22 protein-coding genes and 1 pseudogene are annotated in these 25,723 nt (G+C 60.5%); 13 read left to right on the forward strand and 10 right to left on the reverse strand.

Annotated elements, in window-relative coordinates; genetic code table 11:
* Positions 1 to 95: 95 nt before the first annotated feature.
* The 4 genes from E5J99_RS11025 to E5J99_RS11040 all read right to left on the reverse strand — a co-directional run bounded on the left by E5J99_RS11025 (position 96) and on the right by E5J99_RS11040 (position 4,142).
* On the reverse strand, positions 96 to 1,097 hold the full coding sequence (locus E5J99_RS11025) for an IS701 family transposase (RefSeq protein WP_245318896.1): 1,002 nt from the start codon (positions 1,095 to 1,097) through the stop codon (positions 96 to 98).
* Between the two features lie 41 nt (positions 1,098 to 1,138).
* A complete protein-coding gene (locus tag E5J99_RS22255) occupies positions 1,139 to 1,285 on the reverse strand; it encodes a TfoX/Sxy family protein (RefSeq protein WP_135497839.1) in 147 nt (48 codons plus the stop codon).
* Positions 1,286 to 1,420: 135 nt separating this feature from the next.
* Positions 1,421 to 2,779: a sensor histidine kinase gene (locus E5J99_RS11035; RefSeq protein ID WP_135497841.1), complete on the reverse strand. Its 1,359-nt coding sequence runs from the start codon at positions 2,777 to 2,779 to the stop codon at positions 1,421 to 1,423.
* Positions 2,769 to 4,142: a sigma-54-dependent transcriptional regulator gene (locus tag E5J99_RS11040; protein WP_135497843.1), complete on the reverse strand. Its 1,374-nt coding sequence runs from the start codon at positions 4,140 to 4,142 to the stop codon at positions 2,769 to 2,771. The genes E5J99_RS11035 and E5J99_RS11040 overlap by 11 nt, the downstream gene beginning before the upstream one ends.
* Positions 4,143 to 4,445: 303 nt before the next feature.
* Here E5J99_RS11040 and E5J99_RS11045 point away from each other — a divergent pair, with 303 nt between their 5' ends.
* From E5J99_RS11045 to E5J99_RS11055, 3 genes are read left to right on the forward strand one after another with little or no spacing between them, the layout of a single operon-like run.
* Positions 4,446 to 5,705 (forward strand): efflux RND transporter periplasmic adaptor subunit, encoded by a 1,260-nt coding sequence (locus E5J99_RS11045; RefSeq protein ID WP_135497845.1) that lies wholly within the window; start codon positions 4,446 to 4,448, stop codon positions 5,703 to 5,705.
* 39 nt (positions 5,706 to 5,744) lie between these two features.
* Positions 5,745 to 6,428: an ABC transporter ATP-binding protein gene (locus tag E5J99_RS11050; RefSeq protein ID WP_135497847.1), complete on the forward strand. Its 684-nt coding sequence runs from the start codon at positions 5,745 to 5,747 to the stop codon at positions 6,426 to 6,428.
* Between the two features lie 22 nt (positions 6,429 to 6,450).
* Entirely contained in the window at positions 6,451 to 8,808 is a 2,358-nt protein-coding gene (locus E5J99_RS11055; RefSeq protein WP_135497849.1) for an ABC transporter permease, read from the forward strand.
* A gap of 291 nt (positions 8,809 to 9,099) precedes the next feature.
* On the opposite strand, the gene E5J99_RS11060 is transcribed toward E5J99_RS11055, so the two are convergent.
* Entirely contained in the window at positions 9,100 to 9,285 is a 186-nt protein-coding gene (locus E5J99_RS11060) for a hypothetical protein (RefSeq protein WP_135497911.1), read from the reverse strand.
* On the opposite strand from E5J99_RS11060, the pseudogene E5J99_RS21865 reads away from it, so the two are divergent.
* Positions 9,238 to 9,372: pseudogene (locus E5J99_RS21865) on the forward strand (IS5/IS1182 family transposase); the annotation flags it as partial. The gene E5J99_RS11060 and the pseudogene E5J99_RS21865 sit on opposite strands and share 48 nt — an antisense overlap.
* 6 nt (positions 9,373 to 9,378) lie before the next feature.
* Here E5J99_RS21865 and E5J99_RS11070 read toward each other — a convergent pair.
* The 4 genes from E5J99_RS11070 to E5J99_RS11085 all read right to left on the reverse strand — a co-directional run bounded on the left by E5J99_RS11070 (position 9,379) and on the right by E5J99_RS11085 (position 14,495).
* Positions 9,379 to 10,275 carry a carbohydrate kinase family protein gene (locus E5J99_RS11070; protein WP_135497851.1) on the reverse strand — a complete coding sequence of 299 codons (897 nt, stop codon included), beginning with the start codon at positions 10,273 to 10,275 and terminating at the stop codon, positions 9,379 to 9,381.
* A gap of 52 nt (positions 10,276 to 10,327) precedes the next feature.
* Positions 10,328 to 12,223, reverse strand: coding sequence for a glycoside hydrolase family 13 protein (locus E5J99_RS11075; RefSeq protein WP_135497853.1), 1,896 nt, complete (start codon positions 12,221 to 12,223; stop codon positions 10,328 to 10,330).
* A gap of 244 nt (positions 12,224 to 12,467) precedes the next feature.
* On the reverse strand, positions 12,468 to 14,180 hold the full coding sequence (locus tag E5J99_RS11080; protein ID WP_135497855.1) for a helix-turn-helix domain-containing protein: 1,713 nt from the start codon (positions 14,178 to 14,180) through the stop codon (positions 12,468 to 12,470).
* Between the two features lie 99 nt (positions 14,181 to 14,279).
* Entirely contained in the window at positions 14,280 to 14,495 is a 216-nt protein-coding gene (locus E5J99_RS11085) for a hypothetical protein (protein WP_135497857.1), read from the reverse strand.
* A gap of 151 nt (positions 14,496 to 14,646) precedes the next feature.
* Between E5J99_RS11085 and E5J99_RS11090 the strand changes: the two genes are divergently transcribed.
* The 5 genes from E5J99_RS11090 to E5J99_RS11110 all read left to right on the forward strand — a co-directional run bounded on the left by E5J99_RS11090 (position 14,647) and on the right by E5J99_RS11110 (position 21,035).
* Entirely contained in the window at positions 14,647 to 15,171 is a 525-nt protein-coding gene (locus tag E5J99_RS11090) for a thermonuclease family protein (RefSeq protein ID WP_245318899.1), read from the forward strand.
* Between the two features lie 65 nt (positions 15,172 to 15,236).
* A complete protein-coding gene (locus E5J99_RS11095) occupies positions 15,237 to 15,983 on the forward strand; it encodes a hypothetical protein (protein WP_135497861.1) in 747 nt (248 codons plus the stop codon).
* Between the two features lie 87 nt (positions 15,984 to 16,070).
* Complete coding sequence (locus tag E5J99_RS11100; RefSeq protein ID WP_135497863.1) at positions 16,071 to 16,514, forward strand: hypothetical protein; 444 nt, start codon at positions 16,071 to 16,073, stop codon at positions 16,512 to 16,514.
* 137 nt (positions 16,515 to 16,651) lie between these two features.
* Positions 16,652 to 17,686 (forward strand): PDDEXK nuclease domain-containing protein, encoded by a 1,035-nt coding sequence (locus E5J99_RS11105; protein WP_135497865.1) that lies wholly within the window; start codon positions 16,652 to 16,654, stop codon positions 17,684 to 17,686.
* 166 nt (positions 17,687 to 17,852) lie between these two features.
* Positions 17,853 to 21,035, forward strand: coding sequence for a DUF3427 domain-containing protein (locus E5J99_RS11110; protein WP_167852081.1), 3,183 nt, complete (start codon positions 17,853 to 17,855; stop codon positions 21,033 to 21,035).
* Between the two features lie 196 nt (positions 21,036 to 21,231).
* On the opposite strand, the gene E5J99_RS11115 is transcribed toward E5J99_RS11110, so the two are convergent.
* On the reverse strand, positions 21,232 to 22,236 hold the full coding sequence (locus E5J99_RS11115; RefSeq protein WP_135497869.1) for a helix-turn-helix transcriptional regulator: 1,005 nt from the start codon (positions 22,234 to 22,236) through the stop codon (positions 21,232 to 21,234).
* A 350-nt stretch (positions 22,237 to 22,586) separates the two neighbouring features.
* On the opposite strand from E5J99_RS11115, the gene E5J99_RS11120 reads away from it, so the two are divergent.
* The 4 genes from E5J99_RS11120 to E5J99_RS11135 all read left to right on the forward strand — a co-directional run bounded on the left by E5J99_RS11120 (position 22,587) and on the right by E5J99_RS11135 (position 25,723).
* Positions 22,587 to 23,000 (forward strand): exodeoxyribonuclease X C-terminal domain-containing protein, encoded by a 414-nt coding sequence (locus E5J99_RS11120; RefSeq protein WP_135497870.1) that lies wholly within the window; start codon positions 22,587 to 22,589, stop codon positions 22,998 to 23,000.
* A gap of 321 nt (positions 23,001 to 23,321) precedes the next feature.
* Positions 23,322 to 24,659 carry a reverse transcriptase domain-containing protein gene (locus tag E5J99_RS11125; protein WP_135497872.1) on the forward strand — a complete coding sequence of 446 codons (1,338 nt, stop codon included), beginning with the start codon at positions 23,322 to 23,324 and terminating at the stop codon, positions 24,657 to 24,659.
* A 3-nt stretch (positions 24,660 to 24,662) separates the two neighbouring features.
* Positions 24,663 to 25,463, forward strand: coding sequence for a hypothetical protein (locus E5J99_RS11130; RefSeq protein WP_135497874.1), 801 nt, complete (start codon positions 24,663 to 24,665; stop codon positions 25,461 to 25,463).
* Positions 25,463 to 25,723: an AAA family ATPase gene (locus E5J99_RS11135; protein WP_135497876.1), complete on the forward strand. Its 261-nt coding sequence runs from the start codon at positions 25,463 to 25,465 to the stop codon at positions 25,721 to 25,723. Before E5J99_RS11130 ends, E5J99_RS11135 begins: the two co-directional genes overlap by 1 nt.

The raw sequence follows: 25,723 nt of genomic DNA on the forward strand, positions 1-25,723 counted from the left end.
CTTTGCGCCTGGATAAGGCGCGGCCTCGGTTACTTCCGGCAAGAAAGCCCGCCCCGCTGCAGTAGGCTTAACGTATATAGGACTTACGCACTCGACTACATAAGTGCCTGAATAAGGGGTTTTTGAAGCAATTGCCGCAGGTAGGGTGCCCATTGCTGTTGGTGGGCCTGATACATCGTTTGGCCCATCCGGCGGGCGTGTTGGCGAAGCGATACCCACGCCAGATAGCAGCAAGTCAGGTGGTTGCGTTGCGCCCTTGCGTTGCGGCACTGGCATTTCTCAGAACCGGTCAGTTGCTTGAAGCTGCGGTGAAACTCCTCGACCTGCCAGCGCACCTGCACGGCCTCAATGACCATTTCGCGGGTCAGATGCGCGGCCAAATGGTTGGTAATGACCCATTCAATGTCGCCGTTTGTGGCCACCAGCTTGAAGAGCTTCACCCCAAAAGGCACTTCTTTCAGGCGCACGACCACGCCCTGGCTCCAGCCCTGGGGCGGCGGGTCGAGCGTGTCGAGGCCCTGGTAGCCGCTTTCCTTGGCCAGGCTCACCAACCGGTTGCTTTTCAGGGTCGTGAAAAACGTCCAACCCGCGCGGTGAATGCGCTTTAAATTCGTGCTGCCCGCGTACCAGGAATCAAATAAGATCGTGCGGGCCAACAGGTTGTCTTCGGCCACGACCTGGTCAAACATCGCCAGAAAATGGTCGTTTTTTGTCTGCCCGTCGTCGTCGGGCGCGTACACGCGGTAGTCCAGGGGCAGAAAATCGCCCGCCGCGCCGCTGCTGTGCACCAGGTTGACTAACCCGATGCCGGTGACCATGCCGTGTGCGTTGCCCGAGTACTGACGCTTAGCCACATCGATGAAACGGCTGTAGCGTTTGTCCTGCACGCTGTCATCGACGAGCAAAAAGGCCTCCGGGGAGTCGTGAAGCAAGGGGGCGACTAACGTGCGCAACTGATTGACAGGCAGATTACGCGTGCGCAAAAATCGGTTCACCTGGTCGTGGCTAACCTCGGGCAGATGGGCCGCCAAATGCGTGCACGTGTAGTTCGTGGGCGTACTGAGCAGGTACTCGATGTAAGTGGTTTGGGTCAGCATGAGCGGGCGGTTTTCCTAAATTACCCTAAAGTGCGTAAGTCCTAGTATAGTTTGTTGTCACAAACCAGGGCAAAGGGCTTACTATCCCAATACAGGGTGTATTCCCCAAACATTTTCCTAGCGGTAACGTGACCGGAGCCGTTAAACTGCTCAACGACAAATTCGACAAATTCTGGGGTAGAGGCCATTGCACATGGGACGTAATTAAAGTCTTACCAGGTCTATCTGGTTTGAGCTTAGTCTATCTGTCAGTGGTTAGCTGAACTGTGAATCGTTCGTAAGCTCGCCAGACTTCCAGCTAATGTACGGCGCGAGTCAAATGCTCACCGCAATGTAGCCAGACCGGGAAACCAAAGCTGAAAGGCGCTGCCTGCCCCTTCCACGGATTGCACCTGAATGCTACCCTGGTGCAACTGCATAATCTGCTTGGCCAGGCTCAGCCCAATCCCGGAGCCATTCGGGTGGGTGGTAAAAAAAGGAATGAAGATGCTGTCCAGCACGTCGGCGGGAATACCGGTCCCGTTGTCTTTCACTTCAATAACCACCCGTTGCTGTTCATCGGGCCAGGCCAGCAGGCTAATGCGCGGGTTGGGGGTTTGGGTGACTGCCTGGGCCGCATTGAGCACCAGATTGATGAGCACTTGCTCCAGCAGGTGGCCATCGGCGTGCAGGGTGAGGTGCGCGGGCCGGACGCTGAGGGTGACCTCGATGCCTTGCGCAGCCAGTTGCTCCGCCAGGAGCTGCCGGGTGGCCTGCAGCAATTCCTGCACGTACAGGGTGGTGCGCTGCGGCGCGGTCAGGGTGCTAAAGTTCCGGTATACCTGGGCGAAGCGAAGCAGTCCTTCGCTGCGCTGCTGGATGATGCGAATGCCGGTACCCACATCGTCGAGCAATTCGGCGGAGGCTGCCTGCTGCCGGGCGCGCTGCACGTGGCGGCCCAATGAATCGGCCAGCGAAGCAATGGGGGCGACTGAGTTCATGATTTCGTGCGTCATCACCCGTAGCAGTTGCTGCCAGGCAGCCGTTTCAGTATCCGCCAGGGCCTGGCTCACGTTCTTGAAAGCTATTAGTGTAAACGCTTCGCCGCGTAGCTTAAACTGGGTGGCGGATACGAGCAGCTGCACCGTTTGGAGGCCCACCGTCAGCTTCACCACCACGGGCTGGCCAGGCACCGCCTGGCAGATGGCCTCGTACAGAACCGGCTGCCGGGAGTGTAGCGCCCAAATGTTTTTCAGGTACGGCAGGTGCAGCGTCTGCTTAAACGCCTCGTTCACCCAGGCCACGTTGCCCGCCGCATCGTAGGACACGATGCCGGTATCGAGCAGCGCCAGGATAGTTTGCAGGTATTGAAACTGCCCTTCCTGCTCGGCCCGCAACTCCCGAAACGTGGCGTTGACCTGGTTGAAGGCCTCGTGCAAGGGGCGCAGCGATGCCGGGGCAGACTGCGCCGGGTACTGCCGCGAAAAATCCCGGTACTTAAGGGCCAGCGTAAAGTCGGCCAGGGCCTGCTGGCCACGCGTCAGATAGCGGGCCAGGTCCAGGACCAGGAGTAGCAGCAGCACCAGGGCCCCCAGAGCTAGCCCGTCGGCGTGGTGCAGCGCGACGTAGCCGCCGCCGGCTAACACGGCCATCAGCAGTACCAACCGTCCCAGCAGGCGCACGTCCAGGCGATTAAATATCATGCTTGTCGAGCCGACGGTAGAGGGCGGTGCGGGTGAGGCCCAGCTCCCTGGCCGCTTTGGTGAGGTTACCCTGGTGGCGCTCAATGGCCTGCTGGATGGTGTTTTTTTCTACTTCCAGCAACGGCAGCGGATTCTCAGCCACGATTGCCGCTGGCGCGGAAGCAGTGGCCGATTCGGGGTTCCGAAACGAGAAATCAGCCGAATGCAGTACGGGTCCGGTCCCCAGGATAATGGCCCGCTCCACGGCGTGTTGCAGTTCCCGCACGTTGCCGGGCCAAGTATGCTCCTGGAGCTTGCGCAGTGCGGTGGCACTGAATTCCGGCACGGGTTGCCGGTTGCGGGCCGCATACACCTGCGCGAAGTGCTGGGCCAGCAGCTGCACGTCGTCGGCGCGTTCGCGCAGGGGCGGTAGCGTGATTTCAACGGTGTTGAGGCGGTACATCAGGTCCTGGCGAAAGGTGCCGCGGGCTACCAGGGCATGCAACGGGGCGTTGGTGGCCGACAGCAGCCGGATATCCACCGGGACGGGTACGTTGCTTCCCACGGGCACCACTTGGCGGTTTTGCAGGGCCGTGAGCAGCTTGGCTTGCTGGGGTAGGCCAATGTTGCCAATCTCGTCTAGAAACAAGGTTCCTCCGGTGGCCGCCTCAAACCGGCCCACGCGGCTGGCCTGGGCATCCGTGAACGCGCCCTTGGTGTGCCCGAACAGCTCGCTTTCAAATAACCCCTCGCTGAGCGCGGCCACGTCGGCGGCTACAAAGGGTCGGGCGGCGCGGCGCGACTGCTCGTGCAGAGATTTGGCGACTAACTCCTTGCCCGTGCCGTTCTCGCCGAGCAACAGCACGTTGGCTTCGGTTGGGGCGACCTTTTCAATGATGGCGCGTACTTCCTGCATGGCGGATGACTCGCCCAGTAGAGCGGTGGCCGCGGCAGGCCCGACTACTTTTTTCGGGGTGCCTCCGCTTTTACTGCCGGTTTTAGGTTGGAGGGCGGCAGCCAGCGTTTGCAGCAGCTGTCCGTTGTGCCAGGGCTTAAGCAGGAAATCGGTGGCGCCGGCTTTGAGGGCGCGCACCGCCGTGCGAACGTCGCCATAGGCGGTTATAAGGATAACGGCCGTCGTGGGGTCGTGCTCCCGGATGCGGTCCAACCAGTAGAAGCCTTCGTTGCCCGTTGCTTGGCCGCTGCGGTAATTCATGTCGAGCAGCACGGCGTCGAAGTGCTGCTGACGGATCAGAGAGAGCAGCAGCTCCGGGTTTTTCTCCGTTACGACTTCCCGCACCTCGGTTTTAAGCAACAGCTTGAGGGCGAACAGCACATCGGGCTCGTCGTCAACCACCAGGATGCGGGCGTGCTTGGGAATCATGTGAAAAGGGTAGGTAAAACGTAAAAGTCGGGGCTAGCAGGTACCCGTCCCAACGCAGGCAACAGAAACCGTGCAGACCTCGGAAAATACTGGATTTCAATCGGCCAGGCAGTTTTAAGTTCGTCATTAGATTCGAACTGTATCAGAACCGAACGTTCAACTGTATCAAAACCGGACGTTCGGCAGCAGTTGGCAAACAAGGCTTAAACGCATAATTCTGATTAGAAAGAACTTGCGACAAAGGCACCGTTCTTGGCAGCTCCGGTCAATAGCTTTTTGCTACTAGTTCCTGCGCCGAACCGAATGGATGTCCTGATACCGAAGAAAAAGTGGTGGTTTGTTGCCCGCTGGTGGTGGTTGGGGAGCCTGGTGCTGGCGGGCACGGGAGTAGCCAGCATTTACTGGCCCCGGCCGGGGCAGCGGCTGCACGTCGCGGCCAGCCGGCTGACTATCAGTCCCGTTACGCGGGGTAATTTTCAGGAATTCACGGCCATCGACGGGGTGGTGCAGCCGCTGCGCACCGTGTACTTGGACGCGGTGGAGGCCGGCACGATACAGCAAGTGCTGGTAGAAGAAGGCGCGACCCTGACGGCGGGCCAGCCCCTGCTCCGGCTGGCCAACCCCGACCTGCAACTGGAAATGGTAAACCGCGAAACGGCCGTCTATGACCTGATGAACAACCTGCGCAATACCCGCAACCAGCTGCTGCAAAACCGCATCCTGCGCCAGAACCAGTTGGCGGACATCGACTTTCAGTTGGCCGAGGCCCGGCGGGTGTTCGACACCAACCAGGTGCTGTACGACCAGAAGGTGATTGCGCGGCAGGATTACCTGCAAAGCCAGAACGCCTACCGCTACCAGCTGCGCCGACGGCAGCTCACGCAGCAGACCCTGCGCCAGGACTCGGTGGCCATGCAGCAGCAACTGGGCACCATGCAGGAATCGGTGCGGCGCATGACCAGCAACTTAGCCCTGATGCGGCGCAAGATGGACGACCTGCTGTTGCGGGCCCCGGTGGGCGGTCGGCTCAGCTCGCTGGCGGCGGAAGTGGGCGAGGCCAAAACGCGGGGCCAGCGCCTGGGGCAGATTGACGCGCTGGCGGGCGTGAAACTACACGCCGTGGTGGACGAGTTTTACATTGCCCGCATCGGAACCGGTCAGGTGGGCGAAGTGGTGGTGGATGGCCAGGCGTATGCCTTGCGCGTGACCAAAATCTTCGCTCAAGTGGCCAAAGGCCTGCAAATCGACCTGGCCTTTACCGGCACCCCGCCACCAGGCCTGCGGCGGGGCCAGACCCTGCCCATCCGGCTGGCGCTGAGTGCGAAGGCCCCGGCGGTGCTGCTGCCCAAAGGCGCCTTTTACCAGCAAACCGTGGGCAACTGGGCGTTCAGGCTGGGGGCCGACGGCACCCGGGCCCAACGGGTAGCCATCCGGCTGGGGCGGCAGAATCCCGACTACTACGAAGTGCTGGCGGGCCTGCAACCCGGCGACCGGGTTGTAACCTCCAGCTACGAAGGCTACGCCGACCAGCAGGAACTGGTGCTGGACAACCGCCAGCCATAGGATTTTCAATAACTACTTGGTCCGATAAGACTAATGCTCATGATTAAGACCGAAAACCTCGAAAAGGTGTACCGCACCGAGGAGGTGCAAACCAAGGCGCTGCACCACGTCTCGCTGACGGTGGAGCCGGGGGAGTTTGTGGCCATCATGGGCCCCTCGGGCTGCGGCAAGTCGACGCTGCTCAACCTGCTGGGCCTGCTCGACGAGCCCGACGGCGGCAGCCTGCAACTGCTGGGCACCGAGACCAGCCGCTACTCGGAGCGGCAGCGGGCCGAGCTGCGCAAGCGGAGCCTGGGCTTCGTGTTTCAGAGCTTCAACCTGATTGACGAGCTGACGGTGTTTGAGAACGTGGAGCTGCCCCTGCGCTACCTCGGCGTGGGGGCCGCCGAGCGGCGGCAGCGGGTGGAACAGGTGCTGGAGAGAATGCAGCTGCTGCACCGGCGCAACCACTTTCCGCTGCAACTCTCGGGCGGGCAGCAGCAGCGCGTGGCCGTGGCCCGCGCCGTGGTGAACGCCCCGCCGCTGCTGCTGGCCGACGAGCCCACCGGCAACCTCGACTCGGCCAGCGGCCACGATGTACTGGGCCTGCTGACCGAATTGAACGAGGCGGGCACGACCGTGCTCATGGTCACGCACTCCGAGCACGACGCCCGGTACGCCCGGCGCGTCATCCGCCTGCTCGACGGGCAGGTGGTGCTGGAAAACAGCCGCAGCCAATTCTGAACGCTTTCCTCCTCCTTCGGCCATGCTTCCCTACCCCTTGCTGCTCATCTACCGCAACTTCAAGCGGTTCAAAAGCACGTTCTTTATCAACCTGATTGGCCTCTCGACCGGCCTGGCCTGCGCGCTGCTTATCTACCTGTGGATAAGCGACGAGCGCAGCTTCGACCGCTACCACGCTTTGGACGGCCGGCTGTATCAGGTGCTGGAAAACCGCCGCACGGCCGCCGGCATCGAGACCCAAACCGGTACCGTGCCGCTGCTGGCCGAGGCCCTGCGGCGGGAAATGCCGGAGATTGAATTCGTGGCCACCACCACGCCGGTCCCGTTCTTCCCCGCGTTCACGCTGGCGGCGGGCGGACAGCACCTCACCGCCGTCGCCAAATACGCGGACCCGTCCTTCTTCCAGCTGTTTTCCTACCCCCTGCTGGTGGGCACCCCCGCCACGGTGCTGCGGGATAAACACGCCATTGTGCTCTCCGAAGCCCTGGCCATCAAGCTCTTTCAGACGCCGCAGAACAGCCTGGGCAAAGCCGTGGAATGGCAAATGGCCGACAGAAAACAGACCTGCCTGGTGGCCGGGGTGTTTGCCGGGGTGCCCCGCAACTCGTCGGAGCAGTTTGACTGTGTGCTGCCGTTTGCCTCGTTCAAGGACCAGATGCAGATGAGCGAGGCCATCAAGTGGGACGACGACGGCCCCTTCAACACCTACCTGGCCTTGAAGAAGGGCGCCGACCCCGCGCAGTTTCAAGCCAAGCTGGCAGGTTTGTTGAAAACCAAGAGCGCGCAGGCCCAGGCCCGGGGGCGCACGCTGTTTGTGCGGCCATTCTCGGCGGGGTACCTGCACGGCACCTACGAAAACGGCGTCGCCACCGGGGGGCGCATTGCCTACGTGCGGCTGTTCGCCCTGATTGCCGGGCTCATTCTGGTGATTGCCAGCATCAATTTCATGAACCTGTTCACCGCCAAGGCCTCGCGGCGGGTAAAGGAAGTGGGCATTCGCAAGGCCCTGGGGGCGAGCCGCGCCGCGCTGGTGGGGCAGTACCTGACCGAATCCGTGGTGATGGCCTTGCTGGCCCTGGTCGTGGCCGTGGGGCTGGTACAGCTCGTGCTCCCGCAGTTCAGCGCGCTGACGGGCAAGCCGCTGGCCTTGCGCTGGGAGCCGCAGCTGGTGGGGGCCAGCCTGGCCCTGGCGCTGGGTACGGGGCTGCTGGCGGGCAGTTACCCCGCGTTCTACCTGTCGGGTTTCCAGCCGGCGGCCGTGCTGAAAGGCAAGCTGCCGACCAGGGCCGGCGACGTGTGGACGCGGCAGGGACTGGTCGTGCTACAATTCACGCTCTCGGTGCTGTTCATCGTGGCCGTGGTGGTCGTCAACGCGCAGCTGGCGTTTGTGCAGCGCCAGCCGTTGGGCTACGACAAGGCGCACGTGCTCCGCTTTGATACTGGCGGCAAGGCGGCGCGCCAGCAGGCGGCCTTTCTGAGCGAGGTGAAGAAATTGCCCGGCGTCGTGCAGGCGTCCAGCGTCTTGGGCGGTTTCCTGGGGGGGCGCTACGTCGCGGAGATGAGTTGGCGGGGTAAGCGCCTGCCAGTCGGGACGATGCTGGTCAACTATGACCTGTTGGAAACGATGGGCCTGCACTTGGTCGCAGGCCGCAGCTTTGCGCCGCAGTTCCGCGCCGACAGCGCTGGTATCATCGTCAACCAGGCCCTGGTGGCCGGCCTGGGGATGCCGGACCCCGTGGGCCAACGGCTCGACGGGGCCCGCATCGTGGGCGTGGTCCGCGACTTCCACTATGAGTCACTGCACGAAAAAATCAAACCCCTTCTCCTCCGGCTCGACCCCCAGATTAACACGGTGCTAGTGAAGCTCCAGCCCAGCGCGGAGCAGGCCACGATTGCGCGGCTTCAGCAACTGTACGCCGCCTACAACCCCGGCTTTACGCTCGACTACACGTTTCTGGATGCCGACTACCAGGCCCAGTACGTGGCCGAGCGGCGGGTTGCCGTACTCGCCCGCTACTTCGCCGGGCTGGCCATTCTCATTTCCGCCCTGGGCCTGCTGGGGCTGGCGGCCTTCACGGCCGAGCGGCGGCGTAAGGAAATCGGCATCCGCAAGGCCCTGGGCGCGAGCGAGCTGGGTATCGTCTGGTTGTTGACCAGCAGCCTGACCCGGCTGGTTGTCGTGGCCATCGTACTGGCGCTGCCTCTGAGCTACCTGCTACTGCAGCGGTGGTTGGAAGGGTTTGCCTACCGCGTGGCGTGGCAGTGGTGGTACTTCGCCGCGGCCGGCATGGGGGCCCTGCTCATTGCCTGGCTCACAGTAAGCGTGCAGGCCTGGCGAGCCGCCCGTCGCAACCCCGTGCTGAGCCTGCGGGCAGAATAGGGGTGTGGCGAGCCGCTCCGGGCGGCTGATAAGGTGGGAGGCGAGCGTCACTATTGCAGCAATTGGAGGTATGGTACAAGGCAGTCTAATCCTTATTGACCTTCCGCGACAACCGCAAGACCAACGATGCCGGAAGCGGAAAGCATCACTACCGAGAATTGGCAACCCCTGCGCAATCTGGGAAGCGCAGCTTCGGGAATTTTCCTAGCGATGTTTTCTGTCCCTGGTACAGTGCCTGGCTATCACGGCGGCCAGGCTGCGAGGTGCCTACAGACTGCCTCCAAAGTGCCTTCAGCGCCTGTTGAGCGCGGCGGCTACTTCGGCTTCCGGGAGGCTGGTGTACGCGCAGAACTCGGCTACGGAAACGTAGGCGCGGGCGGGCTTGCGCAGCTGGGTGCGGATGCGCTGTAACAGGCGCTTGCCGGCGGTGAACGCAGCTTCGCCTGGTGCAGCCGCTTTCGCTGCCCGGCCCGCGATTACGAACGACTGAGCAGCACGTTGCAGCAACTTCACTTTGTTGTCTTCGCCTGGATTATGCTTGCCCGACACGCCAACAATGCATAAAAGGCTCTAGGAGTTGCCAAAGTGTTGCTGCCAGGCCTGTTCCAACCGGGGGCTGCTCAGCTGCGGGTCCACCAGGCCTAAAGCGCCCACGCACCAGCTGCCGCAGAGAGCGCCGTATTGCAGGCATTTTTGCGCGGGCTCCTGGCGCAGAAAGCCGTAGAGGAAGCCGGCGAAGAAGTTGTCGCCGGCCCCGTTGCTGTCGACCACGGCGGGCGCGGGCACGGCGGCCTGCTCCAGCCACTGGCCCGCGGCGGTGAGCAGGGTGGCCCCCGCCGCGCCGTGGGTGCACACCACCAGCAGCTTGCCCGCCGCCCGTAGCTGCTGCATTACCGGCCGGTAGTCGGGCAGGTTATCGGAGCTGAGGTGGATGTACTGGGCGGCCTCGATAAAGGGCTGGTGGTACGGGTTATGGCCGTCGTAGTCGTGCAGGTCGGTCCAGATGGGGTGCGGGTAGTCGCGGAGCAGCGGAATCAGCGGCTGGCAGTAGCTGATGATGTTCAGCACCACGCACGCACTGGCGCGGATGAGGCCGGCCACCTGGGCGTGGTCGAAGGCCAACGTGGGCGAGGCCTGGGTGATAAAGAGGGAAATGCGCCGGCCCTGGGCATCCATCAGGTTGATGTGGCGTTCGGTGCCGGCGGGGTCCAACACGTAGTAGGCCTCCACGCCCTGGGCGCGCAAATCGGCCACGATGTGGCGGCCGTAGGCATCGTCGCCCACGGCCGAGTACAGGGTGACGGGCAGCCCCAGCTTTGTCAGGGCCAGGGCCTTGCCCGCGCCGGTTGAGCCGGTACCTTCGTGAAAAGGCGCCCGGTGAATGGTCTGCGGCAGCGGGGCCGGCAGCTCGGGTAGGGTCACGATGTGGTCGAAGGTGGTACCTCCCAGGATAAGCGTGCGCAACACAGGACGGGGCGAAAAATCGGCTAAAACATAAAACGTAAGCGGGCGGCCCGGCTCAGCGCAGCTCCCAAACCAGGGCGGTGAAGGCCGGCACGGTGGCCGTTTGCAGGTTCGGCACCTCGGCTTCCGTCAGCACGTCGCGGGCGGCGGTGTAGCCGCGCAGGCGCTCGGCAAAGCGGTTCAGCGGCACTGTTTTCGCGACCGGGTTGCAGTTCATCATCACCAGCACGGTGTGGCCCTGGGTATCGTGGCGGAAGTAGGTGTACACGCCGTCTTCGGGCACGAAGTGGGTGAGCTGACCGGTGTGCAGCACCGGGTGGGTTTTGCGGTAGTTGGCCAGCTTGCGCACGTACGTGTGCATGTCGTGCTGGGCCGGGGTGCGGCCGGCGGCCGTGAAGGCGTTTTTCGGGTCGGTGGGCCAGCCGCCGGGGAAGTCTTCCCGCAGCAGCCCGTCGGGGCGGCTGAAATTCTTCATCAGCACCTCGGTGCCGTAGTAGAGCTGCGGAATGCCGCGCTCGGTCAGCAGCCAGGCCAGGGCCATTTTCTGCTTGTTCACGTCCTCGCCCAGCACCGAGAATATCCGGTCCACGTCGTGGTTGTCGAGGAAAATGACGTTGCGGCTGGCATCCTCGTACATCCAGTCGCCCTGCACGGCGTAGTAGAGCCTGGACACGCCCTCGTCAAAACCGGCCGGCTTGGTCAGGCTCTCGACCAGGGTCATGCGCAGCATGAAGTCGAGGGCGCCGGGCAGGTTACTCTTGAAGCCGTTGATGGGCGGAAACACGTTGCGGGTCCAGAACGCCTGCTGGGCCACGCCTTCGCCTTGCTGCATCCAGGTTTCGCCAAACATGCCCAACTGTGGATACTCGTCGAGAATGGCCTTGCCCCAGTTCATCAGAAACGTGGGGTCGGAGTAGGTGTACGTGTCCACGCGGTAGCCATCCACGCCGGTGTACTCCACCCACCACAGAAAATTCTGGATGAGGTAGGTGGCCACCAATGGGTTTTCCTGGGCCGGGTCGGGCATAGTGGTGTCGAACCAGGTGGTGCTGAACATCTTGCGGTCGAGCACCGCCACGTGCGGGTCGTTTACCGTGCCGTTGCGGTAGTTGCCCCGCGTGAAGGTGGGCCACTGGTGAAACCAGTCCTTGGCGGGCTGGTCGAGCCAGAGGTAGTTGAAGCTGCCGATGTGGTTGAGCACCACGTCGTGCACCACCTTCAGGCCCTGCTCGTGGGCGTGCTGCACGAAGCGTACGTAGTCCTCATTGCTGCCGTAGTGCGGGTCCACGGCGTAGTAATCGGTGAGAGCGTAGCCGTGGTAGCCGGCTTTGGGCATGTTGTTGTCGACCACCGGAGTGGGCCAGATGGCCGTCACGCCCAGTTCTTTCAGGTAATCAAAGTGCTGCTCGATGCCCTTCAGGTCGCCGCCGTGGCGGGCATACATGGAGTCGCGGGCAATGGTACGCGCCCGGTTGCCTTTTACCACGTCGTTGGTCGGGTCGCCGTTGGCAAACCGGTCGGGCATGAGCAGGTAAATGAAGTCGGCGCTGCTGATGCCCTGCACCTTGGTCTTGTCGCCGGGCGTGGTGCGCGCCCGCAGCTCGTAGGAGTAAGTGGTTTTCCGCTTTCCCCGGAATTCCAGCTGCAGCTTGCCGGGCTTCGCGGCAGGGTCTATGGTGAGATTGACGACCAGGTAGTTGGGGCTTTCCAGCCGCTGAAAGCCGTCCAGCGTGACGCCGGGGTAGCTGGCCAGGGTCACCTGGCTGGCGGCCAGGCCCGGCCCGTGCACCAGCAGCTGCAGCTTGGGGTTCTTCATGCCCACCCACCAGAACGTCGGGTCGATGCGGCTGATGGGCGGGGTGCCGGGGCCGGCGCCGTGCGCGGTGGCCGTGGCACGGAGGGGGCTGCCGGCGAGCAGCAGCAACAGAAGGAGCAGTCTGGCAAAGGACATGGGGCGTAAAAACAGCGCGGCATCAGGGGCCGCCGGGTGGGAGAAAGTGTGCGCCCTGCTTCGGCCGGCCAACGCCTTGCCAAATCGGGTCAGCAAACCTAGCCCCCTGTTTTTGGGGCCGCGCCCCACTTTGCAAAGCCGGGTCCTTATGCCCGACGATATTTACCAAACACGTGCTGGTGAATTATTTATCTGTTTTAAATTCTGGTACCTCTGTCCGAAAGTGGAACTTCGATGGCTGGCGCTACTCCTCGCGGATGCCGCTGAAATACTCGCGTGGCGTCTGGTCGGTTTGCTTTTTGAAGGCACGGTTGAAGGCCGTCTTGGAGTTGAAGCCCACCTCCAGGGCCAGGGCCAGCAGCGTGTACTGCCGGGCCTGCGGGACGGCCATCACCTGCTTAAACTCGTCGACCCGGTAGGAATTAACGAAGTCAAAGAAGTTCTGGCCGAAGCCCTCGTTGATGACCTTGGACAGCACGTGCGGCGGCAGCTGCAGCCCCATGGCCAGCTCGTGAATGGTCAGGCTCGGGTTGAGGTAGGGCTTGTGCTGCCGCATGTAACCGGCCACAGTGGCCTGCGCGGCAGGCAGGTCGAGCGACCCCGGCGCGCCCGGTGGGCGGGGTGGGCGAGGCAAAGCTGGCAGCGGCTCCGTAATGGCCACCCCGGCCACCTCGGCCATGACAGGCATTGGCGCCGAAACGGGTACCCCGGCAACCGCTGCCCCGGCCGGCAGCGCGCCCAGGTCCGCTGGGGCCGGTACCAGCCGGAAAATTTCGGGCTGATGCAGCACGACGTAGCCCAGAAAATAGGGCAGCGTGGAAAACACCAGCCAAATCAGGGCTTGGTTGCGGGCCACGAGGGTGTACACATCGAACGTGGCCCAGCGGCTGGCCAGCACAATGCCGAACAGAAAGCTCCACAGCAACAGGCACACCGCTTGAATACCGAGCACGGTGGTGAGGTAGCGCAGGTTCTGGGCATACGACACGCTTGCCTCGTACTGCCGGGTGTAGGCCCGGATAACCTGGCGGCACGCTAGCCAGTAGGCCGCGTTGGTGAGCAGCGCCACGAAGCCGGTGGTCAGCAGCACGGCCCGCAGGCCCGCTTCGTGACTCACCAGCCGCAGCTGAAACTCGTAGCTGTCGAGCAGAAAGTACGGCAGGTACACCAGCAGCTGCAGCACCGCGGGCAACAACTGCAGCCACTGCCGTGGCCGCGGCGCCTCGTTGAACAGCAGCCGGCGGATATAGCCGTAGAACAGCGGCCCGTAGACAAACCAGATGAAGTCGGGTACCAGCGTCAGCTGCGGGTAGGCATTGGCCACCGTTCGGTCGCTGCTGACCACCGTGAGCAGGGTGCAGCCGGCTCCCAGGCCCAGCAGCCAGAGCAGCCAGCGGTTAGCCGCCCGGTTGGCGTGCTGAAGGCTAGGAATGGCAATCAGCAGCAACACTCCCTGGAAGCACGAAAACAGCAGCAGCAGGTCGTAGAGCGAATAAAACTGGAAGGTGCCGGTCAGGTCTTCCCAGCTTTGCACGCGCACCTCCACGTCGCCGGCCTGCGCTTGCTGGCGCGTCGCTACGCGGTTGGCCCGCACCTGCCCGTGCCCGCTGCCCTCAATGGCCGCCCAGCTCCCCCGCGACACTTTGTATTCGAGCCGGGCCTGCTCCGTGCGCAGCGTAAGGCCAAACAGGCCGTTGGCCTGCCGCCGAAACCGATACTGCGTATCGGCGGGCTGCCAGTTGTTGAAGGACCCCACCAGGTAGAGCGCCGCATCGCCGGGGGTATTGGCCGGCAAGCTGGTGAGAACGAAGTGATAGGCTATCGGCCGCTGAACTGTGTCGCTGACAACCGGGACGAGCGGCGCGGGCGGCGAGGCTGCCTGCCCGGCCCCAGGCAGACCCACTACCAGTAGCAAGGCGAAGAAGAAACTAAATCGGGCCCGGGCAAACGCAAACACTGTGAAAGAAGATAACTGTTAGAGGAACCGCAAATTAGGCAAATAAGCAGACGGCAGCAGCGGCGCGGGAAGTGGCTGCAGATTGCCTCCGTCCTGCCTTCAGCCCCGGTTGGCTGATGCCGGCGACCCGTTGAGGGCCGCTTGTACTTCGGCCTCCGGCAGACGGGTGTAGGCGCAGAATTCGGCGACGGAAATGTAGGCGCGGGCGGGCTTGCGCAGCTGGGTGCGGATACGCTGCAGCAGGCGCTTGCCGGCGTCGTAGCCGGTACCGGTGAGCTGGGCAACGTCCTTGGGATAGAGGCAGACCTGGGGCATGTGGGGGCGAATTGGGACTACTTGGACAGACGAATATACAACGACTGAAAGTCGGCTGTAGGTTCGTGCCATGAAAGATAAAGCACTGTATATCAGCGGGTGGTTGCTTCTGGTTGCGACTGGTTTGACTAGCGTCTTCCTTCGGGTCGGGTTGGGTGAAACTGCTTTTCAAAGCCTGATTCCGGCCCGCTCTACGACCACCACGCTACCGGAAGAAGCGGGCCGGGTGGTGCGGGTGGTGGACGCCGATACTTACGACGTGCTGGCCGGTGGCACCACGTACCGGGTGCGGCTGCCGGGCGTGGATGCGCCGGAGCGAGACCAACCATTCGGGCACCAGGCGGCAGACTCGGTGGCACGGCTACTCGGCTCAGATCGAACGGTGCTGCTGACGCGGCGGGGCGTGGACCTCTACGGGCGGACCCTGGCCTCAGTGCGGCTGCCCGTAGCCGGCGGCCCGGCGCTGGCGCTGGATTCTTTGCTGGTGGTACGGGGCTGGGCGTGGGCCTTCGACCCAAAGCGCCGGGTAGCGGGCCGGGCTACGCAGCAGGCGGCGGCCGTAGCCGCCCGGCGCGGACTCTGGAAGTGTGGGGCGGTGGGCGTGCTCACGCCGCGGCAGTGGCGGCAATTCAACTACAAAAACAAGCGGCGTTACGGGGTGGGCTGCACCTGGTAGCAAAGTCGCGTAAGCGCAAGCAGCCAACAACACGGTTTTTTCACTCTTAACGACAACTTACCAGCATGGCACGTCAGACAGGTATCATTGGCATTCAGGGCACGGTCGGGGGCCTGGTGTTCAGCAAGAACGGGAACATCTCCCAAAAACCGGCCAGCGACAAAGCGGCTTTCGCCAACGCCCCGAGCCGGGCCCGGACCCGCGAAAACGCGGCCGAATTTGGCCTGGCTGCGAAATACAGCAAGCTGCTCCGCGACTCGCTGCGCGTGGCCATTGCTTCGGCCAGCGACAGTCAGCTGGCGGCCCGCCTCACGAAGGTGATGCGCGAAGTCATTGGGCTCGACGACACGAATGACCGGGGCCAGCGCGTGTTCGACTCGGGCAACTCGGCTCCCCTGCTGGGCTTCAACTTCAACGCCGGGGCCGGCATCGGGCAGACCATGTACTTCCCTTACGAAGTGACGGGCAACGGAACGGATGTGACCATGAGCATCCCGGCCCTGAACCCGGCCTCGGATATTGCCGCGCCGCAGGGCGCGACGCACTTCGAGGTGGTGTTTGCGGCTTCGGACCTGGACATGGAAACGCTGACCTACACCAACGCTGTGGTGGCCGCTCCGCTGGGCATCCTGCCCATCAACAGCGCGGCCCTGGTCAACCTGTCGGTGGTAGCCACCTTCCCGGCGGCTCCGGTGGCGGCTAATCTGGTGGTGGGCGTGGTAGGCATCAACTTCTACCAGCAGATCAACGGCAAGTTCTACGCCCTGAACAACAACAGCACGAACCCGCTGGCCATTGAGTATGTGGCTTAACCCTGGGCACACCCGGTAGGATGGCCGGCCGGTAGCGGCTGGCCATTTTTCTTTCTTCACCCTTTCATCCCCTAAACTTTTGTAATCATGGCACTCACTGCTTATCAAACTCAATTCAAGCGGCGCATGAAGCGCGCTATTCGCTTACGGGCCAAAGCCGACCAGAAGGCCCGGCGCTACACCAAGCTGCTCTCGGATGCCATCGGCGCGGCCGAGGACGCAGCTATGCAGATGAACGCGCTGAACCTGCTCTACAATGTCGACGTGAGCACCTACACTCTGCTCACGCAGGCGCTGCACGCCAACAGCGGTCAGGAAGTGCTGGAGGACCACCTGGCGCAGAGCACGCCCGGCGAGGAGGAGGTTATTTTCAACCAAGTGCCGGATGGGAACGGCGGGCAGCCTCTTCCGAATGACCCACTGTTTGGGGAGGTTGTGGCAGGCACGCCGATTATCGTGCCTGCGCAAGCGGTGGCTCCGGAAAGGGAGGCCGCGCCGATAGCTGCGCGGGAAACAGAAACGCTGGATTAGCCGCTTTCCCGGGTTTCCATAACTGGTAAGGCCGGCTCCTACTCGGTAGGGGCCGGCCTTTTGTATGCTGGGGTAATAAGACGGGGTAATTTCGGGGTAGGCTTTTGCTTGCCCTGGCCGCTTTCTATCTTCGCCGCATGTCGACTCTCACGCTACCATCTGACTACCCGCAGTTCTTAACCGAGCTGAAAGGCCATATCCGCGAGACGCAGGTGCGGGCGGCGCTGGCCGTGAATTCGGAGCTGGTGCAGCTGTACTGGCGCATTGGTCGCAGCATACTGCAGCAGGAACAACAGCAGGGCTGGGGAGCAAAAGTGGTTGCCCGGCTAGCAACTGACCTGCGCACTGAATTTCCGGCTATTACCGGCTTTTCTGCGCGTAACCTGCGGTATATGAAGGCTTTTGCAGAACAGTGGGCAGATGAAGCAATTTTGCAGCAGCTTGCTGCAAAATTACCCTGGTTCCACAACTGCATCCTATTGGACAAGGTGAAAAACCCGACCGAGCGGACCTGGTACGTCCAGCAGACCATTGAAAACGGCTGGAGCCGCAACGTGCTGGCCGCGCAGGTGGAAAGCGGCCTCTACCACCGGCAGGGTCGGGCGGTGAGCAACTTCAGCCGCACGCTGCCCGCGCCGCAGTCGGAGCTGGCGCAGCAGATTCTGAAAGACCCGTACACGTTCGATTTCCTCTCGCTGGGAGCCGAGGCACAGGAGCGGGATTTGGAACGGGGGCTGCTGGAGCATGTACGCTCGTTCCTACTAGAGCTAGGTAAGGGCTTTGCGCTGGTGGGCAGCCAGTATCACCTGGAAGTCGGCGGGCAGGATTATTATCTGGACCTGGTATTCTATCACCTCAAGCTGCGGTGCTTCGTTATCATCGACCTGAAGATGGGCGAGTTTAAGCCCGAGGACAGCGGCAAGATGAACTTCTATTTGGCAGCGGCCGACGACCTACTGCGCCACCCGACCGACCAGCCCACCATCGGGCTGGTGCTGTGCAAGAGTCAGAACCGGGTGGTGGCTGAATACGCGCTGCGCGGGCTGAGTCAGCCGATTGGAGTGGCCGAATGGCAGCTTACGCGGGCCCTGCCCGCTGAGCTGCGCCGCAGCCTGCCTACGTCGGAAGAACTGGATGCTGCCCTTGGGGAGTCAGAGCCCCCGGAGGCCTAGCGGCCAGCGCGGTGTAGCCAACGTAGTGGGAGCTCTGTAGTAGCAAAAGCCTGTCGGTAAACTAGTGGCGGCGCTTCTCAGGAGTACAGGCAGAGCTTATTCAAAATCGATTCATATTGCGCTGGGTACGCGAATTTGCGCGCACAGCTACTCTATCCATACTGTATTGGAAACTGGTCATTACGAAACCCTCGTCACGCAACAGCTGCGGGGCCAGCTGGCTACTTTGGAAACGGCGGTTTATGCCATTGCAGAGAAAAATTTAGGGGCCGATGATGCCGCCGTGTTTATCACGCGGCACCTGACGCAGCTGTTGGGCAGCGTGCTGGGGCAGCTGGCGAAGAATGAGGAGGTGGGCGAGCAGCTGGCGCTGGCTAACGGGATAATTGTTTACCTGCAGGAAAAGTCGGATGTGTTGGCGGCGGGTAGCCACCTGGCGCCGGAAGGGCAGCTGTTGCGGGCGGTGCTGCCGCGGCTGCAACTGCCGCTGGCGGCTCAAGGCGATTTGGGCAAGCACCTCGATGGGATAGAGCCGGCGCTGCGGTTTTCGCAAAGCGACCTATTCAGCGGGGGCAATTCGGAGTTGTCGTTGGAAGCGGAGTTGAAGAAGGAAATTGCCACGGCCGACCGCATCGACTTCATCGTAAGCTTTGTGAAGTGGAGCGGGTTGCGGCTGTTGCTGCCCGCGCTCCGGGCGTTTGCCGAGCAGGGCAAGCCGCTACGGCTGCTCACGACCACCTACATGGGGGCCACCGAACAGAAGGCGGTTGACGCCCTGGCTGCGCTGCCGGGGGCGGAACTGCGCATCAGCTACAATGCAGAGCACGAACGGCTGCACGCCAAGGCCTACCTATTCAGCCGCAACTCGGGGTTTGATACGGCCTACATTGGGTCGAGCAACATGAGCCGCTCGGCGCTGACCAGTGGGCTGGAGTGGAACGTGAAAGTGACAGCGCAGGACAACGTGGCCATTTTGAACAAGTTCCGGGGCACGTTTGAGACGTACTGGAACTCGCCGGAATTTGAAGAGTACAGCAGCTTGCCCGAACAGCGCCTAAAGCTGGCCCGGGCCCTGCGCCAGGAGAACAGCGGCGCGGCGGAGCCTGATTCACTGCCCAACTTTCGCATCCGGCCGTTTCCTTATCAGCAGGAAATTCTGGACCGGCTGGCGGTGGAACGCAGCCTGCGCGGGCATTTTCGCAACCTGGTGGTAGCGGCGACGGGCACGGGGAAAACCGTGGTATCGGCGTTTGACTATGCCCGGTTTGCCAAGCAGTTTACCACGCTGCCGCGGCTATTGTTTGTGGCGCACCGGGAGGAGATTTTGCGGCAGGCCCGCGCCACGTTTCGGCACATTCTGGGGGAAGCCAACTTTGGGGAATTGTGGGTAGGCACCGAGCAACCTGTTCAGTTTGAGTACCTGTTTGTGTCGGTGCAAACCTTCGCGTCGCGGCTGGATTTCTTTCAGCAAACCATCCCGCAGGACTACTACCATTACCTGGTGATTGACGAGGTGCATCACCTGGCGGCGGCTTCTTACCGGCCCATTCTGGCGTGGTTTCAGCCCACTATTCTACTGGGGCTAACGGCAACGCCGGAGCGGGCCGACGGGGAGAGCATCCTGCCGGATTTTGATAACACCATTGCGGCGGAAATCCGGCTGCCGGAAGCCATTGCGCGCGGGTTGCTGGTGCCGTTTCAATATTTCTGCATCACGGACCCGGTGGACTACCGCAACGTGCGGTGGACCAATGGACGCTATGCCGCTGAAGACCTGACCAACGTGTACACCGGCAACGATGTGCGGGTGAGTGCCATTTTAGAGGCGCTGCAGCACTATTTGCTGGCGCCTCACCAGGCGCGGGCGCTGGGTTTCTGCGCCACGCGGGAGCATGCGCGGCTGATGGCGGCCAAGTTCCAGGCGGCGGGCCTGAATGCCAGCTACCTGGCCAGCGGCGACACCACGGCCGAGCAGCGGCGGGCGGCGGTGGCGCAGCTGCGGCGCGGGGAGCTCAACTATCTGTTCGTAGTGGATATTTTCAACGAGGGCGTTGATATTCCCGAGGTGGACACGCTGCTGTTTTTGCGGCCCACGGAAAGCCTGACGGTGTTTTTGCAGCAGCTGGGCCGGGGGCTGCGCCTGCACGAAAGCAAGGAGTGCCTGACGGTGCTGGACTTCGTGGGGCAGGCCCGGCAGGAATACAGCTACGAGCAGAAGTTCCGGGCGCTGCTGGGCCGCACCGGCGGCTCGGTGCTGAGCGAAGCGGAGGCCGGCTTTCCGCGCCTGCCCGTGGGGTGCAGCATCCAGATGGAGCGCGAAGCCATGAAATTTATTCTCGACAACATCCGGGCGGCCACCGGCGAGAATGTGCGCGTGCTGGAACGGCGGATACGCATCTTCCCGCAGGAAAGCGCGCTGCCCCTCACGCTGGCCACCTTTTTGGCGCATACGCATTTTGCGCTGGTGGACATTTACCGTTCGCGCGGTGACCGGGGCTGGACGGCGCTGAAAGTACGGGCGGGGGTGCTGGCCCCGCCGGAGCTGGCGGCTACGGAAAAGCAGCTGGTGAGCAGTGTCTGGCGGTTGGCGCAAGCCAACGGGCCCGCTTTTCTGGCGTTTGTGCGGCGGGTATTTGAGGGCGTGGAAGAATTGCCGCAGCTACTGAAGTTTCCGCTGGGCTCGGAAATGGGGCTGATGCTGCACTACCTACTGTACCAGAAGCCGGGGCCCAAGCTGGACCTGGATTCGTTGCTGGACAGCCTGGGCACGCTGCGAGCCATGCCGACCCTCACGGCGGAGGTGCTGGAGGTAGTCGAGGTCTGCGAAGCGCAAATCAGCATTCCGCCCGTGGCCCTTGAGCTACCCTACCCCTGCGCGCTGCAGCTGCACAGCCGCTATGGCCGCGACGAAATTCTGTGCGCTTTCGGCGTGTGGACGTTTGAGCGTAATCCGTCGGTGCGCGAAGGGGTGTGCTACATCGCGCCCCTAAACACGGAACTGCTGTTCGTTACACTCGAAAAGTCGAGCCGCAACTACTCGCCTACCACGCTCTACCACGATTATGCCATCAGCGACACGCTGTTTCATTGGGAGTCGCAGAACAGCACGGCGGAAGATACGCCGAAGGGCATCAGCTACATTCAGCACCAGGCACAAGGCAAGACCATTCTGCTATTTGTGCGCGAGCGAAATCAGGATGCGGCGGGGCTAACCATGCCCTACGTGTTCCTGGGGCCTGTGCGGTACGTGAGCCATAAGGGTAACCGGCCCATGGCCATTACCTGGGAGTTGGCGACGCCGCTACCAGGTTTTCTGTGGCACGAGGCGGGCAAGATGGCCGTGGGGTAAGTAGTGCCTTCGCAGCGGGCATATTTAAATGTACACACGGAAAGAAGCCTCTGTATCCACTAAAGCCTTGCGTTGCACGCGAGAGTTGTAATAGGTGATGCGGGGACTTCTGCTATTGATGAGGTTTCGGTTCATTACTGCAATAAGCTGCTGTACTATTATGCGGCTTTACAAGCAGGAAGCCAGGTACTCGTTTTTATCCTACTGAATAGTTTGCACAGGCCTTATCCAACTGCTGTCGAAGATACTCGCGCAGGCTTGCGGGGGCTAATACCTCAACGTCTGCGCCGAAGCTTAGAAGCAGGGTGATGAACTCACGGGTAGGAATCAGCTGAAGTGTGAATTCAGTGCTCTGTGATGTTTCGGCTACTAAAAGCTGCGTGGGGTGCAACGGCTTGGTTAACACGTACGGGGACCGGGCCGGGGAAAAACGCAAGTGAATTTCTACTACCTCTCCATTGGGTGGTACCGAGGCACCAATCACGTGTTGGAAGTAGGCTTTGGGGTCAAGCTCGCCGGGCCGATAGGGGGCATTGGCAGGCTCGATTGCCACAATCCGGTCGAGGGCATACGTGCTGGTGACGTGGACATTCTGGGCATTGAGCCCAAGCAGGAACCAACGATGATTAAACTCCTTCAGCAGATGCGGATGCACCAACTCGCGCCGAGCACTGGAAGCCTGGAAAGGCTGATAGGTAAGCCACAATACTTCCCGCTGCCGGATGGCCTGATATAGGGGTCGCAGCCAAGTTAAGCCGGTGTAGGCCGGCACCTGCTCAAAATGCACAACATCCGGTGCAGGAGCCGCACCAGGCTGCGTGAGGCGCTGCTCGATGCGCTGCACGACTTCATCCAGCTCATCGGATACGCCCAGGGCCTGGAGCTGGCGCAGCACCGCGAGGCTCTGATGCAGCACGGGCAGATCGTCGAGAGTAAGGGGCGTGTTGGAGATGGAAAAGCCAGGATCAGTGTAGTAATAGCCCCGCCCCGACTCAGTTTCAATGGGGGCCTGATAATTCAGGCGTAGGTTCTTGATGTCTTCCTGAATAGTGCGTTTGCTGACGCTGGCGGGGCCGCCATCCTCCCGCAGGGCTTCGCCTACTTTTTCCATCAGGACTTCCACAGGCCAATAGCGGCCCCGGCGTTTGAAGCAGTCGTCGAGGACTTTATAGCGGAGCAGCGCGTTTTTATTGGCGGGCATCAGGAATTTTTGAAAAGAAATTATCGGACGCAGATAGGCTGCATTTGGGGGGAGCACCTTTGTTGCAACAATACGCACAAAAGCATTCCGATGAGCCAAACTACTGTTCTTCCCCGCCCCTCCGCAACTGCTGAATTGCCGCGCACCGTTGAATGCGGTCGGTGTGGAGGCCGAGGCACTCTGCCCGTGTTCCGGCACGTAGAAGGCGGCATCTGCTTCGCCTGCCGGGGGGCGAAACGGATAGTTGTACGAGGCTGAAAAAATAGTTGAAGAAAAATTTCCTGACGCAGATAGGCTGCATTCCGGGCCCGCACCTTTGCAACACCTACCACCCCAAAGCCAGTGCAATTATGAAGTTCTACACTCTGGATACCGTTTTTTCCTTCGGCCGTCACCAGGGCCAGACCGTAGCGGAAATGCTGGTTGAGAACCCGGGCTACCTGAACTTCTGCGTGCAGGTGCTGGACCACTTTGCCCTGTCCCGGGCCAATGTAGAAGCCTGGCAGCAGCAGTTTCCCAAGCTAAGCGAGCAAATGACCGATGCTGCCTGGAACAAACTGGATGAGAAGGAAAGCCAGCACCAGGCTGAACTGATGCGGCAACAGGTAGCAGATGAAGAAGACGACTCCTACGATTCCGGTGACTATTACAGCCGCGACGATGCGGACCGGGATACCTTCGATGCCCTCACCGATGGGCAGTACGGGGACTACGACGACTTCGGCGGCGACATGGATTCACTGCGCGATGCCATGGGCTACTGAGGTAATTCCACAGCGGCTGCGTAACTAGCACCGCTATCCTGATATTTCTGCGAAGGCCAGACTGCGGCCTTCCTCGCTCTTTGAAAGTACCTGTGACTGGGGTTTTGACCTTGTGCGGCGTTGCGCCGCGCCCGTTCTGACAACGGCATCATTGACAGTTGACTCGATTGATTAATTTGATTTAATTAATTGATTTGATTGACTCTGAATTGAGTTTTAATTCAGAATTTATTTTTTGAATTATTATCTGCTTCTTAAGTAGAAGACGCAAAGAAAACTCCCGGCAGGCACTTTCAATTTTTATTATCCTTTACTGCCCCAATGCCTGAAGACCTACCTCCTGATGCCATTTCTGCTACCCCTGACCAACCGGACGCGGGGACAGAAGAGGCGGCCGGGCAGGCGCTGGAGGCAGTCCAACACGCGGAGTTGCTGCGCGTCTTGTCGCCGGAGTATCAGGCTGGGTTCTGGGCCATGCTGAACGCGCAAAAGGGCCGCCAGCCACGTCCCGCGCCGCTGCTTGAAATTATCGATACTGCTGGTTTGGCTGTGCCTTTCCGGGAAGTAATGGATGCAGATACATTGGCGCGGGTGCTGAACGCTGCTCTGGCACTAGACGTGGCCGAAAACCCACAGCACAAACCCAAACCTCTCATCGGGAAAGTGCTCAACTATTACGCCTTTCATAAAAAAACCACACGTTACAGCACCTTCGAGATTCCGAAGCGAACCCGGGGCGAAATGCGCGTCATCAAAGCTCCTGACCATGGTCTGCGACGCATACAACGGCTGCTGCTGCTTTGCCTGACCGCTGCTTTCACCACTTGTGATAAAGCGGCTCACGGCTTTGTACCAGGCCGTAGCGTACTCACTAATGCGCAGCCTCACGCGGGTCGCCGGTTTGTGCTGAATCTGGACTTGAAGGATTTCTTCACGAATACTCATTACGGGCGAGTAGAGCGGGTGCTTCAACTCCCCCCTTTCAGCTTGTTACCGGCTGTAGCCCGGTTGGTGGCCAATCTGTGCTGCGACCAAGGCAGCCTGCCGCAAGGTGCGCCCACCTCGCCGCTACTCACCAATGCCGTCTGCCAGCGCCTCGACCGCCGCCTACGGCAGTTAGCTAAGTGCCACAGAGCCACCTATACCCGCTACGCCGACGACCTCACGTTTTCGAGTCAGCGCCCAGCCTTTCGGGAGCCGTTTTATGCGGAGCTAAAGGTGATTTTGGATGCAGAAGGCTATCAGGAAAACGCCCAAAAACGGCGATTACAACTGCCTAATGCTCGGCAGGAGGTAACCGGCATCGTGGTGAATGATCAGCCAAACGTGCCCCGCGAATACGTGCGGCAAATACGGGCCATGCTGCACAACTGGGAAACCAAAGGTTACGAAGCAGCAAGTACTACTTTGCGGGCACACTACCGCGAAAGCAAGGCTGGGGCACGTCATAAGGGCACGGCACCGAAGTTGGAGCAAGTGCTGGCCGGTAAGATTGCCTACTTGGGCATGGTTAGGGGCAGTGACAGTGTTGAGTATACCGTTTTTAGTCAAAAGTTAAAATCACTTGGATTTGACAAAGAAAACTTGGCTATTATGGGAATATTAAAAGTCATCAAAGAGAAGGGTGTAAAAGAAGCAATTGCTTCCAAGCAAGTATAAATTATGGCAACGGAGACTAGAAATTTCTACAAAAGCCTTATTGACACCCTGCTCGAAGCACGAAGCAGAGGCAATCCTCACTACGATGATATTTACGAAAACACCTTATCAATTCTAGTTCAAGCCACAGCAAATGGCGAGGAAAATATTTATTCTATTTTAAATAATGTGGCTAAGATATCAGACATACTGAGTTTAGACACAAAAATATCTATTGATTACATTTCTATTGATGACTCCAGAACTCGCCATCAACTACGACTTGACAATCTAGCAATGGGGCGGTCTAGATATGGACTAAACCAACATACAGAAGGAAGTTCATTTGATGACTATTGCCGATTCGCTCAATTACAGGCTGAAGAATTGATCAATTTTTTTTATACACAAAAATTCAGTACACCTGTATTAATTCAGCAGTTCGTGATTAATAACAATAAAAACTACAGAGAAAATATAGCAAGCAGAACGGTCGCAAACAAAGTAACAGACATAACATATTTTTACAAGTTATTTGCATTCAATCAAATATATCAGTTTAAGGAATATTGGACGCTACTCCAAGTTTCTTACGTTAGAAACCAAGCTTCGCATCGATGCAGTATCACAGGAGATAAAGAGGACGAGCTAATGTGCGACTACGAAATCAAACAACTGCCTGGAAAAATGCGGAATTCTCTTACTTATTCAGACCAGAAACTCTATGACAAGTGCGAAAAGATTATGTTTCGCCGCGAAGCAGATTACGAAAAGGTATCTATTGCCTTGCATGCGCTTTATAAAACTGTAACCACTAATTTGTAATGGTTCTAACCGCTGTCCAAACCGCTACCCTTACTTCTTTCTGCAAATTTTTAGAGCGGCCCGACGAGCCAGTGCTCCTGCTCCGCGGTTATGCCGGCACGGGCAAAAAACACCTCCTGCAAGCTCTTCTGGCGGAACTGGCGGGGCGGCAGATGCGGGCTGTACTGCTGGCCCCGACGGGCCGGGCGGAGCGGGTAATGGCGCAACAGACCGGGCGCAAGGAGACAGCAATTATACACCGGGGAATTTATGATTGCTAG

Origin of the sequence: Hymenobacter elongatus (assembly GCF_004745955.1) — a bacterium.
Taxonomy (GTDB): domain Bacteria; phylum Bacteroidota; class Bacteroidia; order Cytophagales; family Hymenobacteraceae; genus Hymenobacter; species Hymenobacter elongatus.